The 13352-nt window shown below is 72.3% G+C and carries 15 protein-coding genes and 1 other RNA gene; all 16 read right to left on the bottom strand.

Features of this window, described 5'->3' with window-relative positions; translation table 11 throughout:
* Nucleotides 1–4 precede the first annotated feature (4 nt).
* A complete protein-coding gene (locus VFV19_02815; protein ID HEX4823223.1) occupies nt 5–787 on the bottom strand; it encodes a uroporphyrinogen-III synthase in 783 nt (260 codons plus the stop codon).
* Complete coding sequence (gene hemC / locus VFV19_02820; protein HEX4823224.1) at nt 784–1665, bottom strand: hydroxymethylbilane synthase; 882 nt, start codon at nt 1663–1665, stop codon at nt 784–786. The genes VFV19_02815 and hemC overlap by 4 nt, the downstream gene beginning before the upstream one ends.
* Nucleotides 1662–2990 carry a glutamyl-tRNA reductase gene (hemA, locus tag VFV19_02825; protein ID HEX4823225.1) on the bottom strand — a complete coding sequence of 443 codons (1329 nt, stop codon included), beginning with the start codon at nt 2988–2990 and terminating at the stop codon, nt 1662–1664. Before hemA ends, hemC begins: the two co-directional genes overlap by 4 nt.
* The gene (gene ccsA / locus VFV19_02830) at nt 2990–3772 is read right to left on the bottom strand and encodes a cytochrome c biogenesis protein CcsA (protein HEX4823226.1); all 783 of its coding nucleotides are present in this window, start codon (nt 3770–3772) and stop codon (nt 2990–2992) included. Before ccsA ends, hemA begins: the two co-directional genes overlap by 1 nt.
* Nucleotides 3773–3790: 18 nt before the next feature.
* Nucleotides 3791–4177 carry a four helix bundle protein gene (locus tag VFV19_02835; GenBank protein HEX4823227.1) on the bottom strand — a complete coding sequence of 129 codons (387 nt, stop codon included), beginning with the start codon at nt 4175–4177 and terminating at the stop codon, nt 3791–3793.
* Nucleotides 4165–4770, bottom strand: coding sequence for a hypothetical protein (locus VFV19_02840; protein HEX4823228.1), 606 nt, complete (start codon nt 4768–4770; stop codon nt 4165–4167). The genes VFV19_02835 and VFV19_02840 overlap by 13 nt, the downstream gene beginning before the upstream one ends.
* Entirely contained in the window at nt 4767–5093 is a 327-nt protein-coding gene (locus VFV19_02845; protein ID HEX4823229.1) for a helix-hairpin-helix domain-containing protein, read from the bottom strand. The genes VFV19_02840 and VFV19_02845 overlap by 4 nt, the downstream gene beginning before the upstream one ends.
* A gap of 141 nt (nt 5094–5234) precedes the next feature.
* The gene (locus VFV19_02850) at nt 5235–6017 is read right to left on the bottom strand and encodes an XdhC/CoxI family protein (GenBank protein HEX4823230.1); all 783 of its coding nucleotides are present in this window, start codon (nt 6015–6017) and stop codon (nt 5235–5237) included.
* Between the two features lie 11 nt (nt 6018–6028).
* Complete coding sequence (gene rseP, locus VFV19_02855; protein HEX4823231.1) at nt 6029–7357, bottom strand: RIP metalloprotease RseP; 1329 nt, start codon at nt 7355–7357, stop codon at nt 6029–6031.
* Nucleotides 7354–8517: a 1-deoxy-D-xylulose-5-phosphate reductoisomerase gene (locus tag VFV19_02860; protein ID HEX4823232.1), complete on the bottom strand. Its 1164-nt coding sequence runs from the start codon at nt 8515–8517 to the stop codon at nt 7354–7356. The genes rseP and VFV19_02860 overlap by 4 nt, the downstream gene beginning before the upstream one ends.
* 4 nt (nt 8518–8521) lie before the next feature.
* The gene (locus tag VFV19_02865; protein ID HEX4823233.1) at nt 8522–9334 is read right to left on the bottom strand and encodes a phosphatidate cytidylyltransferase; all 813 of its coding nucleotides are present in this window, start codon (nt 9332–9334) and stop codon (nt 8522–8524) included.
* Nucleotides 9331–10131, bottom strand: a complete 801-nt coding sequence (locus VFV19_02870) for an isoprenyl transferase (GenBank protein HEX4823234.1) — start codon at nt 10129–10131, stop codon at nt 9331–9333. Before VFV19_02870 ends, VFV19_02865 begins: the two co-directional genes overlap by 4 nt.
* 68 nt (nt 10132–10199) lie before the next feature.
* On the bottom strand, nt 10200–11204 hold the full coding sequence (gene galE / locus VFV19_02875; GenBank protein HEX4823235.1) for a UDP-glucose 4-epimerase GalE: 1005 nt from the start codon (nt 11202–11204) through the stop codon (nt 10200–10202).
* Nucleotides 11201–11974 carry a tRNA pseudouridine(38-40) synthase TruA gene (truA, locus tag VFV19_02880; protein ID HEX4823236.1) on the bottom strand — a complete coding sequence of 258 codons (774 nt, stop codon included), beginning with the start codon at nt 11972–11974 and terminating at the stop codon, nt 11201–11203. The genes galE and truA overlap by 4 nt, the downstream gene beginning before the upstream one ends.
* Nucleotides 11971–12876 carry an LD-carboxypeptidase gene (locus tag VFV19_02885; protein ID HEX4823237.1) on the bottom strand — a complete coding sequence of 302 codons (906 nt, stop codon included), beginning with the start codon at nt 12874–12876 and terminating at the stop codon, nt 11971–11973. Before VFV19_02885 ends, truA begins: the two co-directional genes overlap by 4 nt.
* 55 nt (nt 12877–12931) lie before the next feature.
* Nucleotides 12932–13328: RNase P RNA component class A (rnpB, locus tag VFV19_02890), an RNA gene on the bottom strand.
* Between the last annotated feature and the right edge of the window lie 24 nt (nt 13329–13352).

A 13352-nucleotide genomic window follows, 5' to 3' on the forward strand; every position in this document is an offset into this window, starting at 1 on the left:
GATGTTAGCAGGTCGAAGCAGCGAGCGCGCGACCGATCGCCTCTCCCGTCGCGTCCTCGTCAGGCCTCGCGGCGACGGCATGAGCGGGGAGATGCGCGTCCTCGAGGGCGGCCGCGGTCGTCGCCCCGATCGCGACGCGCTTGACGCGGGAGAGGGCCTCCACGAGCGCCTGCTTCTTCTCGGCCGCCGCCTCGAGCCACAGCGTGAGCGACGACGGCGCGGTGAACGCGACCGCCGCGAACGCTCCCGCGATCGCGCGCTCGGCGAGCGGCCGCGCCATGTCGGACGCGATCGTGCGGTAGAGCGGCGCCTCGTCGACGCGCGCGCCCGCTCCGCGGAGAGCGGCGGCGAGGAGCGCCGGCCCTCCCTCCGGCTTGACGACGAGCACGCGCGCGCCCTCGCCGAGGCGCGGGCGGAGCGCCTCGACCAGACCCGCAGCGCGCGGATCGGCGGCGACGACGTCGACCGTCACGCCGGTCCCGCGGAGCGCCTCGGCGGTACGCTCGCCGACGGCGGCCACCTTGAGACCGCTCGGCAGGGAACGACGGTCGCGCGCGGCGAGACGGAGGGTCAGCGCCTTGACACCCTGCCCGCTCGTCGCGACGAGCCAGTCGTAGCCGGCGAGCGCGTCGAGCGCGCGCTCTCCGGGCGCGGGATCGAGCGGCTCGACCTGAACGGCCGTCGGCGCGAGCTCGATCGCGATCGTCCCCGCGTAACGGGAGACGAGCGAGGGCCAGCTCCCCGCCGGGCGCGTGACGAGCACGCGCGCGGGAGGCGGACCGGTCACGAGAGGCGACCGGCGAGAGATGCGCCGAGCGACGCGGCGTCTTCGGCGGGGCCCGCGGCCGTGTCCCGCTGCACGGCGCCGGTCTCCGCGTCCCCGACCATCGCCTCGAGAACGATCCGGCCGCCGGACACCTGCGCGAAAGCGGCCGCGGGGGCGAGGCATCCCGCCCCCAGCTCTGCGAGGAAGGCGCGCTCGGCGGTCACGGCCGCGCGCGCGGCGGGATCGTCGAGCGCGGCGACGAGCTGTCGTGTCTCCGCATCGTCCGCGCGCGTCTCGAGACCGAGCGCACCTTGGCCCGGCGCCGGGAGGCAGATCTCCGTCGGGATCGGCGCGCGCGGCGGCGTCGCCAGGCCGAGGCGCTCGATCCCGGCGACGGCGAGGACGAGCGCGTCGAACTCGCCGCGCTCGAGCTTCTTCACGCGCGTGTCGACGTTGCCGCGGACCGCGACGAAGCGCAGGTCGGCGCGCCTCGCCTTGAGCTGGCACTGGCGCCTCGGGCTTCCGGTCGCGACGAGGGCGCCCTCTTTCAGAGCGTCGAGGCGAGCGACGTCGCGCGCGATGAGCGCGTCCCGCGCGTCGTGGCGCTTCGGGATCGCCGCGAGCGTCAGGCCGCCGGGCAGTTCCGTCGGAAGGTCCTTGAGGCTGTGCACCGCCAGATCGATCGTGCCGGCGAGGAGCGCGTCCTCCAGCTCCTTCACGAAGAGCCCCTTGCCGCCGGCCGCGGTGAGCGAGGCGTCCGTGTTCCGGTCGCCTTCGGTGCGGACGATCGTGATCGGGACCGCGAGACCGGGATGCGCCCGCTCGAGCCAGGCTGCGACCATGCGGGACTGAGCGAGCGCGAGCGGGCTCCCGCGCGAGCCCAGACGGATCGTCGTCACTCGTCCTTCCCCCCGGAGATCGCGTGGGTCGGCCCCGAGGCTTCGTCGCCGTTCCCGCCCTCGGCGAGATCGAGCCCGAAGATCTCGCGGTAGAGCGCGGTGCGCGCCGCGGCCTCGCCGCGCTCCGCCGCGGACTTGAGCGCCATGATCGGCGTGTGGAGCACCTTCTGGATGAGCGACCGCGCCAGCTCCTCGACGACGGCATGCTGCTCGGGAGAGAGCGATCCGAGGCGGCGGTGGAAGCGCTCGATCTCGTCGTGCCCGAGCTGATGGAGCTGCTGGCGGAGCGCCGCGATCGTCGGCGACAGATCGACCGCCTGGCGCCAGCGATCGAAAGCGACGACTTCCGCGTCGAGCATCCGTCGCGCCTCCTCGGCTGCGCGGCGCCGCTCGTTCAGCCCGGCGTCGACGACGTCCTGGAGGTCGTCGACGTCGTAGAGATAGACGCCGTCGAGATCGCCGGCGGACGGTTCGACGTCGCGGGGCACCGCGATGTCGACGATGAAGAGCGGCCGTCCCTTGCGCGAGCGCAGCGCTTCCTTGACGTGCGACCGGAGCACGACCGGCTGTGTCGCCGCTGTCCCGGTGACCACGATGTCGACCCGGGAGAGCTGGACCTGTCTCTCGTCCCACGGAACCGCGCGCCCGCCGAGCGAGGTCGCGAGGTCGAGCGCCCGCGCGTAGGTGCGATTCGTCACGGTGAGGTCGCGCACGCCCTGGCTCTCGAGGTGCCGCGCGGCCAGCTCCGACATCTTGCCGGCGCCCATGAGGAGGACGGAGCACCCTTCGAGATCGTCGAAGATCGTCCGCGCGAGGGTCGAGGCGGCGTAGGCGACCGAGACCGCGTGGCGCGAGATTCCCGTCGCGGTGCGGACGCGCTTGGCGGCGGCGAGGGCATGCTGCATGAGACGGTCGAGGACCGGTCCCACCGCGTGCGCCTCCCGCGCGAGCGCGTACGCCCGCTTGACCTGGCCCAAGATCTGGGGCTCGCCGAGCACCATCGAGTCGAGGCCGCAGGCGACCGCGAAGACGTGGTGGGCCGCCTGGAGCCCTTCGTGGACGTAGACGTGCTGCTCGACCGTCTCCGGAGCGATCCCCCGCTCGCGCGCGAGGAACGCGCGGATCGCCTCGGGGGCGGGGCGGCCGTCGACGGTGCGTGTCAGGATCTCGACGCGGTTGCAGGTCGCGACGATGAGCGCCTCGGCCGCGCCCCCTTCGTCGCGGAGGCGCGCGAGCGCCGCGGGGATCCCGTCCTCGGGGAAGCACGCCTGCTCGCGGAGCGAGAGCGGCGCGCTCCTGTGGTTCATCCCCACGAGCGTGAGCATCAGCGCACCATGCCGACGAAGGTCAGGAGCGCGAGGGCGAATCCGGCGATGACGAGGATCGCCGAGCGCCGCCCGCGCACGCCGCCGGCGAAGCGCGCCCACAGGATGACCGCGAAGACGATCCACGCGAGGAGCGGGAAGATCTCCTTCAGGCCCCACAGGAAGATCCGGTCGTGGACGAGGTCGCTGTAGACCATCCCGGTCGCGATGCCGAGCGTCAAGAGCGGAAATCCGTAGAGCATCGCCTGGAAGCCGAGACGGTCGAGCGACTCGAGCGCGGGGAGGCGCTCGAGCACCGCGAGCGAGCGCTTCTCCTTGAGGGCGCGCTCCTTGACGAGGAAGAGGAGGCTCATCGCGAACGCGACGGCGAGCGCGGCGACGCCCATCGTCGCGATCACCGTGTGGAAGACGAACCAGCCGTGCGTCGGAAGCTCGCCGACCTCGCGCCCGCCCTGGAGCGCGAAGCCGACGAGGAGCATGAGCTCGGAGATCGGCGGCAGCACGAGCGCCGCGGCGGAGACCCGCGACCGGAACCAGAGGGCGAGGTGGAGCGTCAGGACGAGGAAGCCGAGCGTGAGCATGTATTCCGGACCGTTCCGGATCGGAATGGAGCCGGACGCGACGACGGTGGCCACCCCGGCGAGCTCGAGCGCCCACGCGAGGCCCAGGACGGCGGCGCCGGCGTTCGAAAACTTCGCGCTGCGGCGCAGCTCGCCGAGCGCGGCGAGGGCTACGCCGATCGCCTGCACCCCGAGAGCGATCCCGAGAAGGATGCGCGCCATGGCCGCGCAGCCTACCACCTACGCGAGGAGAGCGGCCAACTCCCGGAGCGCGGCATCTTGCAGGGTCGCGAGCTGACGGTAACGCTTGAGATCGAGGCACCCGAGCCGGCGCGCGAGGTAGAGGAAGTACCGGATCTCGAGCATCCCGCGGTGCGCCGAAGCGAGCGCGCGCTTCGCGTCGGGATCGTCCTCCGCGGCGGAGGCCGCCGCGACGAGGGAGCCGCCGCTCCTCGCGACGGCGCCTCGGATCTCGCGCGCGAGGTCTTCGCCTTCGGGACGCGCGAACGCCTTCACCGCCTGATAGACCGCGACCGCGAAGTGGTCGGTCGCGCGGAAGGCGCGCACGCGCCGCCCCGCCTCGGAGTCGGCGGGCGCTTCGGGAACGGCCGGCATCAGAGCGTCCATCGGCGCTCCCTCGGATTCCACCGCCACACCCTGAGGCGCGTCGTCGGCCCGAAGAGGACGACGGCGTAGAGCCCCTCGTGGCCGTCGGTGACGTAGAGCGTGCCGGACGACGACGCGCCGAGCGGCGAGAACGAGACGAGATCGGAGACGCCGAAGCGAACCGGATCGTCGCCGGTCTGCACCCGTCCCGTGCCCGGCGGCGCCTCGGGGAACGAGCCGCCGGGTGGAAAGCCGAGCGTGACGTGATCGACGCGGGCCGAGAGCGACTGGTCGCCCGAGACGACGGCATCGACGCCGCGCGTGATCTCGGCGGTCCTGAGCCCGTTGCCGTTTCCGTCGCGCACCTCGCGCCAGGTCCAGTCCGCGCCTTGCTTCCGGAACTGGAAGCCGGTCGTCGTGCCGGAGGTCGTGCTCTTCCATCGCTGCGAGGAGAACAGAGTCGCCATCGCGCGCGCCCCGGCCGCGGCGCGCCCCGCATCGCGGAGCTGCGCCGCGGCCGGCAGGGTGACGGCGAGCGCGATCGCCGCGATCGCGAGGACCGCCAGCATCTCGACGAGAGAGGTGCCCCGCTCGGCCGTCACGGCGCGATTCACTTCGCCTTCGCGACGACCAGGTAGGGGCGCAGCTTCTCGAGCGACTTCTCGCCGATCCCCTGGATCTTGAGGAGGTCGTCGACGCTTCCGTACGCGCCGTTCTTCTCGCGGAACGCGAGGATGCGCGAGGCGAGCGACTTCCCGATGCCGGGGACCGCCTCGAGGTCCGCCGACGTCGCGGTGTTGATGTCGACCGGCCGGAGATCTTGCGACGCGGCGTGCGCCGCGGCGGGCGCCGAGGCGCGCGACGGGGCGGACCAGGCGAGGAGCGGGAGCGCCAAGGCGAAAACGAGGATCGGGACGATGCGCGAGCTTCTGAGCATGCGGGCCTCCGGAGGTGAGCGCCGCGCTCCGTTGCGCGGCGGTCTTCCGAAGGGCAACGCCGATGCCAGCCGGGACGGCGCGCGGATCGCGGGTTTCGTCGTCCGCGGAGCGTCCGCGGCGTCCGCTCGGGCGCCTTCGCGTTACGCCGCGCCGCGCACCTGGAGGAGCTCGGCCACGATCGACACCGCGATCTCCTCGGGGGTCTCGCCGCCGATCGGCAGGCCGATGGGGCAGCGCACGGCGGCGAGCGCCTCTTCGGCGATCCCGTCCTGCTGGAGGAGCTCGCGGAAGATGACCGCCTTCTTCCGCCGGCTTCCGATGAGCCCGACGTAGCGGAGCGGGCGGCCGACGACGTGCTTGAGCGCGAGCCGGTCGGTCGCGTGGCAGCGCGTCACGACGGCGACGAAGCATCCGGGGTCGAGATCGGGCACGCCGGCCTCGTAGCGCGCGTCGCAGCGGAAGACGCGCCCGACGCCTGCGGCCCGCGCCGCCTCGCACATCGGCTCGCGGTCGTCGACGATCTCGGGGGCGAAGCCGACGCGCGCGGCGAGCGTCGCGAGTGCCAGGCCCACGTGCCCCGCGCCGAAGACGACGAGCCTCGCCCCGGGGCCGAGCACTTCCAGGAGGACCTCGGCCGTGCCGCCGCACGCCATCCCGAGCGCGTTCTCCCCGGTCTCGGTGAAGGTGTAGGTGCGGAGCTGCGGCGGCTTTTCGGACCCGCCGAGCAGCTCCCTGGCGTCGGCACCGATCATCGCCTCGAACGCGCCGCCGCCGATCGTTCCCGACGTCGTGCCGTCGGCGCGGACGAGCATGCGAGCGCCCGGCCCGCGCGGCGTCGAGCCGCTCGCCCGCACGATCGTCGCGAGCACGCAGCGCCGTCCGCGCTTGACCTCGTCCAGGAGCTCTGCGAGGACAGGCAGCATGGGGGCCGGCGTTACATCCTCGCCTTGAGGATGTCGAAGAAAATCACGACGCCGAAGAACGCGAGCAGGAAGACGAAGCCGACCGTCATGACGCGCTCCTTGACGCGGTCGGAGAAGTCCCGCCTGAGGAGGCCTTCGAGCGCGAGGATGAGGATGTGTCCGCCGTCCAGGACCGGGATCGGCATGAGGTTCAGGATCCCGAGCTGCAGGCTGATGAAGGCGAGGATCGTGAAGAACTGCTCGGCCGCGCGGACCGCCTCGCGCGAGACGCGCGCGATCTCGATCGGGCCCGAGAGCGCCCTCATCGAGATCTTCGCGGTGACGAGCTTGCCCAAGGTCTGGAAAACCGTGCGCGTCGTGTCCCCCGCCCAGCCGCAGGCGGCGACGAACGCGTCGCCGGCGCCGAGGTCGCGATGGACCCGGTTCCCGTCGGCGAACATCACGCCGATCTTCCCCTTCCCGTCCTCGTCGGCCGGGGTGACCGTGACGTCGCGGCGCGCTCCGCCCCGTTCGATCGTCATCGCCACCGGCTTGCCGGCGCTCCGCTCGAGGATCGCGCGGATCTCGAGCTCGCCCTGCGGAGTGCGGCCCTCGATCGCGACGATGCGGTCCATGCGCTCGAGACCTGCGCGGCTCGCCGGCGAGCCGCCCATGACCATGTCGACGCGCGGCGGCCCGTTACCCTCCTGGACGACGCGCCAGCCCGGCCAGCCGAGGTGGTAGACGACGTCGTGGCCGGTCCCCATCGAGAGCGTGACGCGGGCGCCGTCGCGCTCGAGCGTCACCGGCTTCGTCTGGTCCGGCGAGAGCAGGATCTCCTCCTGCTGCGTCATCGGATCGCGCGCGTCCTTGCCGCCGATCGCGACGACCTTGTCCCCCGCGCGCACGCCGGACTTCGCGGCGTCGAGCGCGGGGTCGACGTCGGCGACGACGGGGAACGCCTCGAGGCGGACGACGTCGTCCTTCCCCCAGACCGTGAAGACGAAGGTCATCGCGGCGATCGCGAGGAGGATGTTGAACGTCGCCCCAGCGACGAACACGAGGAAGCGCTGCCACCTCGGGCGCGAGCCGAACTCCTCGGGGGCGCCGGTCTTGTTCTCGTCGGCCTCGTCGCCGGCGAGGCGCACGTAGCCGCCGAGCGGGATCGCGGAGACCTTGTACTCGGTCTCGCCGCGGCGGAAGCCGAAGAGCCTCGGTCCGAACCCGAGCGAGAAGACCGGCACGCCGATCCCGAACGCCTTCGCGACGAGGAAGTGTCCCAGCTCGTGCACGAAGACGAGGATGCCGAGGACGAGGATGAAGGAGAGGAGGGTCTCACCGATCTGGATCAGATGCGTCACGACTTGACTCCGCAATCGAGCAGCTTCGCCGCCGCCGCGCGGGCGCGACGGTCGGCGTCGAGGAGGTCGGCCAGGGTTCCCGCGGGTGCGTCGCCGAGTGCGACGAGCACCGCGCGAACGGTGTCGGGAATGTCGAAGAATCCCGCGCGCCCGGCGAGGAACGCCTCGACCGCGATCTCGTTCGCCGCGTTCAGGACCGCCGGGGCCGCCCCGCCTCGCGCGAGCGCCTCGTAGGCGAGCGGCAGGCACGGGAAGCGCTCGAGGTCGGGCGCCTCGAACGCGAGCGGGCCCGCGCCGAGGAGGTCGAACGGCGGCAGCGCCGCGGGCAGACGCCGCGGGTAGGTCAGCGCGTACTGGATCGGGTGGCGCATGTCGGTCACGCCGAGCTGCGCCTTGAACGATCCGTCCGTCATCTCGACGAGCGAGTGCACGACGCTCTTCGGGTGGACCACGACCTTGATCCTCTCCCCGGGAAGGCCGAACAGCCAGTGAGCCTCGATGACCTCGAGCCCCTTGTTCATGAGCGTCGCCGAATCGATCGTGATCTTCGGCCCCATGACCCACGTCGGATGGCGGAGCGCCTGCTCGGGGCCGGCGCCGGCGAGGGCGCGCGCGTCCATCGTGCGGAACGGGCCGCCCGACGCGGTGAGCCAGAGCGCCTTGATCTCCGCGCGGTCCTCACCCCGCAGACACTGGTGGATCGCGTTGTGCTCGCTGTCGATCGGCAGAATCGCCGAGCCGGTCTCGTTCGCCCGCGCCGTGAGGAAGGCCCCCGCGGCGACGAGCGCTTCCTTGTTGGCGAGCGCGAGGTCTTTCCCCGCATCGATCGCGGCGTACGCGGGCTCGACCCCGGCGGCGCCGACGAGCGCGCAGACGACGGTCGCGGCCTCGGGGTGGCGTGCCGCCTCGAAGAGCCCGTCGCGGCCGTGCACCACGCGCGTTCCGGCCGGCACCTCGGAGCGGAGCGCCGACGCCGCCTCGGCGTCCGAGACGGCGACGAGCGCGGGGCGGAAGCGCCTCGCCTGGTCCGCGAGGAGCGCGACGTTCCGCCCGCCGGTGAGCGCGACGACGCGGAAGGCGCCGGGCATCGACGCCACGACGTCGAGCGTCTGGCGTCCGATCGATCCGGTTGCGCCCAAGAGGGCGAGGCCCTTCGCCATTGTCTCAGATCACTCCCACGAGAAATGCCCGCCAGTAATAGTAGAGGACGGGGGCCGCGACCATCAGGCTGTCGACGCGATCGAGCACTCCCCCGTGGCCGGGGAGGAGGGACGAGGAGTCCTTGGCGCCGGCGGCGCGCTTCAGGAGGCTCTCGGCGAGGTCGCCCGCGATCCCCGCGGCGCAGAGGAGCGTCCCGAGGACGGCGGCGTGAACGATCGAAAGGCGCTGAAAGAACCAGAAATGGGCCAGCCCCGCGCCGAAAAGACTCGCCGCCCAGCCGCCGAGGACGCCCTCCCAGGTCTTCTTCGGCGAGATGGACGGGGCGAGAGGGTGTTTCCCGAACGCGCTCCCGAGGTAGTAGGCGCCGGTGTCCGAGAGGGTCGCGCAGACCATGGCGAGCATGAGGAGGTCGGAGCCGTTCTCGCCGGGGACCGCCCGGAGCGCGGCGCAGTGGGCGAGCCCGACGCCGACGAGAGCGACGGGGACGATCGTTCCCGTGATCGCGTCGAGCATCGCCTCGGCGCCCGCGCGAGCGACCATCGCGCCCACGGGGATCACGAGGAAGAGCGCGACCAGCACGTCGATCGGGTCGAGCCGCGGCGAGAGACCGGCGTAGGCCCAGACGAAGGCGAGGCTCGCGATCGTTCCACCCCAGCGGAACGGCTTCGCCCCGCGTGTCTCGAAGAGGCCGAGCGCCTCCCACGCGGCGAGCCCGACGACGGCCGCGAGCGCCGCGAGGAAGAGCGGGAACGGCGCCTTCTTGCAGAGGTACCAGGCGGCCGGGATCAGGAGGGACGCGGTGAGGAGGCGCGTCATCCTTGCACGAGCGCCGGCGACCCTTCCGCCGCTTCGCGCGGCGAGAGCCCGCCGAAGCGCCGCTCGCGCGTCTGGTACTCGAGGAGCGCGGCGAGGAGGTGGTTCCTCCGGAAGTCGGGCCAGAGCACCTCCGACACGACGAGCTCGGCGTAGGCGATCTGCCAGAGCAGGAAGTTGGAGACGCGCATCTCGCCCCCGGTCCGCACGACGAGGTCGGGCTCCGGCTGCCCCGCCGTGTAGAGGCTCTTCGCGAACGAGGCCTCGTCGACCTCCTCGGGACGGACGCCGAGGCGGATCAGCGCGCGGCAGGCGTCGACGATCTCCGCGCGGCCGCCGTACGAGAGGGCGAGGTTGAGCACGAGCCCTTCGTTCGCGCGGGTCGCCTCGACGGCGCGATGCAGCTCGTCCTGGACCGCCGGCGGCAGCTCATGCATCCGGCCGACGACCTGGACGCGGACGCCGTTCCGGTGCAGGTCGTCGAGCTCCTTGCGCAGGTACTCGCGGAGAAGGTCCATCAGGAAGTCGACCTCGGCCTTGGGCCGCTTCCAGTTCTCCTTCGAGAACGCGTAGACGGTGAGCACCTGGAGGTCGAGGCAGCCGCACGCCTCGACGATGTCCCGGACCGAGGCGATGCCCGCGCGATGGCCGGCGATCCGCGGAAGATGCCTCTTCCGCGCCCAGCGCCCGTTGCCGTCCATGATGAGGGCGACATGGCGAGGCAGACGCGCGAGATCGAGCTGCCGGAGCAGCCTCTCCCCTTCGCTCCCCGGGGGTGCCAGTCGCGTTAGGTTCGCCATTCCCTCGCCGTGAAAAGTGAAGCGCGGGCGAATCTTAATGCCTTCTCCGCGAGAGCGGCAACCCGTGCCTAAAGCTTGTCGCCGTAGCCTTGCGGGTGCGCCCGATGCCAGGTCCATGCGGTCTTGACGATCGCGTCCAGGCTCGGCCGTTTGGCCCGCCAGCCGAGGCGCCGGATCGCCCTCTCGGCCGACGCGACGAGGATCGCCGGGTCGCCGGCGCGCCTCGGCGCGCGCTCGGTCGGCGGCGCGGCGCCCGCCACACGTGTGACGGCGGCGACGACCTCGCGCACCGAGAACCCCTCGCCGTTCCCGAGGTTGAACGCGCCGGATTCGAGCGTGCCGCGCTCGATCGCCCCCAGGGCGAGCGCGTGGGCCTCGGCGAGGTCCATGACGTGCACGTAGTCCCGGACGCACGTGCCGTCCGAGGTGGGGTAATCCTCGCCGAGGATCGGCGTCGGCGCCCCGCCGTCGACGATCGACCCGAGGAGGCGCGGGATCAGATGCGACTCCCGATCCCCATGGTCCTCGCCGATCTCGCCGCTCTCGTGCGCGCCGGCGGCGTTGAAGTAGCGCAGCGCCGCATGGCGCAAGCCGTAGGCGCGCTGGTACCACTGGAGCACCCGCTCGATCGCGAGCTTGGTCTCGCCGTACGGGTTCGTCGGCAGGCAGGGATGCTCCTCGCGGATCGGCACGTCCCGCGGCTCGCCGTAGACGGCGGCCGACGAGGAGAAGACGAACGTCTTGACGTCGTGCTTGCGCATCGCGTCCAAGAGGACGAGGGTCTTGACCACGTTGTTCGCGTAGTACGCCGCCGGATCGGTCATCGACGCGCCGACGAGGCAGCTTCCGGCCATGTGGACGACCGCGTCGACGCTCCGGCCCGCGAAGATCCCGTCGAGCACCGACGCGTCGCCGAAATCGCCCTCGATGAACGTCGCGCGGCCCGCCGCGGCGCGATGGCCGAACGACAGGTCGTCGAGGATGATGACGTCGCGGCGCGCTTCCTCTTGGAGGTACCGCGCGACGTGGCTGCCGACGTAGCCCGCGCCACCCGTGACGAGAACCTGGCTCATCGGGCGCGCATGGTAACACCGTAATCGACCCGCTCGAGCGTGAGCGCGCGCGCCGCCGCGGTCGGTCCCGCGAGCCGCCTCTCGCCGGACGCGAGCACCTCGGCGATGCGCTGCGGGTCGAAGCGTCCGGCGCCGATCTCGAGGAGCGTGCCCACGATGTTGCGCACCATGTGCGTGAGGAAACCGTCGGCCGTGAACGCGAGCGCGTCGAGCGACGGACGGATCGCGACCCGCCGTGCGACGGTCATCGTCCGCACGCGATCGGCGACGACGCAGGACGCCGCCGCGAAGCCGGTGAAGTCGCGGCGCCCCGGCAGGAGCGTGAGCGCCGCGTCGATGGCATCGAGATCGAGGCGGCGCGTCGCGTGGAGCGCGTAGCGCGCGAGGAACGGATCGCCCGCCGGCGAGCGGTCGACGTAGTACGCGTACGTCTTCGCGATCGCGTCGTGCCTGGAGTGAAATCCGTCCGGCACCGTCGCGACGTCCTGCACCCGTATCGCGTCGGGGAGGATCCGCCGGAGCGCATGCGCGATCGCTGTGTCATCCTCGGCGAGCGCGACCGTGGCGTCGGCGACCTGGCCGCGTGCGTGCACGCCCGCATCGGTGCGGCCGGCCCCGCGCACGTTGACGCGCGTTCCGCCGTGCAGGCGCGCGAGCGCCTCCTCGACCGTCCCCTGGATCGTCGGCCGGTTCGGCTGGACCTGCCAGCCGGCGTAACCGGTCCCGTCGTAGGCGAGGTCGAGGCGGATCCGCCGCGCCGCCCTCGTCACCGGGCTGGCTTCGGCGTGAACGTCACGACGCGACGCGCCGTGTCTACCACGGCGCCGCCGCCGATCGGGATCGTCCACTTGCCGTCGCCGTGGCCGACGGGGATCCCGGTCACGACGGGAACTCCGAGCGGCAGCAGGTGGTCGCGAAGGACCTCCCGGACGTCGCGATCGCCCGGGAAGGTACGCGTCGTGCGCGGGACGAGCAGCTGGCCGACGAGCACCGCCGCCAGGCCGCGGAGCGCCCCCGCCATCTTCATGTGGTTGAGCAGACGGTCGATCCGGTACGCCTGCTCGCCCGCCTCCTCGAAGAAGAGGACCGAGCCGCGGAGATCGGGCATGTGGCGCGTGCCCAGGAGGTGCGTGAGCACCGTGAGGTTCCCGCCCATGAGCCGGCCGCGCGCCTTCCCGCCGGAGAGCACATCGCGCGCGGCAAGGGGGCGTTTCACGGCGCGGCCGGCGAGCATCGCGGCGAGCGACGGCGCGTGGAACGCCTCCTTCCGTCCGAGCTCCGCGACGAACGGCGCGTGGAGGCAGAGCGCCTTCGTCCGCGCGAGGAGGGCGCCCGCGAGCGCCGTGACGTCGCTGTAGCCGAGGAGCAGCTTCGGCTCCCGGACGAGCCGCGCCAGGTCGATGCGGTCGAGCAGGCGCGCGGTGCCGTAGCCGCCCCGCGCGAACCAGATCGCGTCGAGCGCTCGATCCTCGATCGCGGTCTCGAGATCGGCCTGACGCGCGGCGTCGTCCCCCGCGAAGTAGCCGTCGACCGCGCGAAGATGCTCGCCCTCGGCGGCACGGATCCCGCGCTTCGCGAGCGCTTCGAGACCGGCGTCGAGCGCCTCGGGAAGTACGGCGAACCCCGGAGCGACGACGCCCACGCGGTCGCCGCGCGCGAGGAGCGCGCTCATGCGTGAAATCCGCCGCCGCCGGTTCCGGCCACCCGGACCCGGCGGTAGCGAGCGTCGTCGGAGTCGTCCATAAGCCGAATTCTGTCCCCTTTCGGGGCGACGGTCATTCCTCTAGGAACGGGGTCTCCCCCGCCCTCCAGCAACCTACCCGGGAGCTTCGGCCGGGCCGGCCTCGAACGCTCCCCTATTTGGTCTTGCTCCGCGTGGGGTTTGCCGAGCCGCCGGCGTTGCCGCCGGCGCTGGTGCGCTCTTACCGCACCGTTTCACCCTTGCCGCCGGTACCGTGAGGCCCGGGACGCGGTGGCGCGACCGGGAGTACCGCCGGCGGTCTGCTCTCTGTTGCACTTTCCGTCCCGTCACCGGGCCTGGGGGTTACCCAGCACGCTGCCCTTCGGAGTTCGGACTTTCCTCCCCGGCGCTCGAGGCGCCGCAGCGACCATCCGTTCGGCTCCAACGACGATCCTCATTATGGCATC

It is taken from the genome of Candidatus Polarisedimenticolaceae bacterium (assembly GCA_036275915.1).
GTDB lineage: Bacteria > Acidobacteriota > Polarisedimenticolia > Polarisedimenticolales > DASRJG01 > DASRJG01.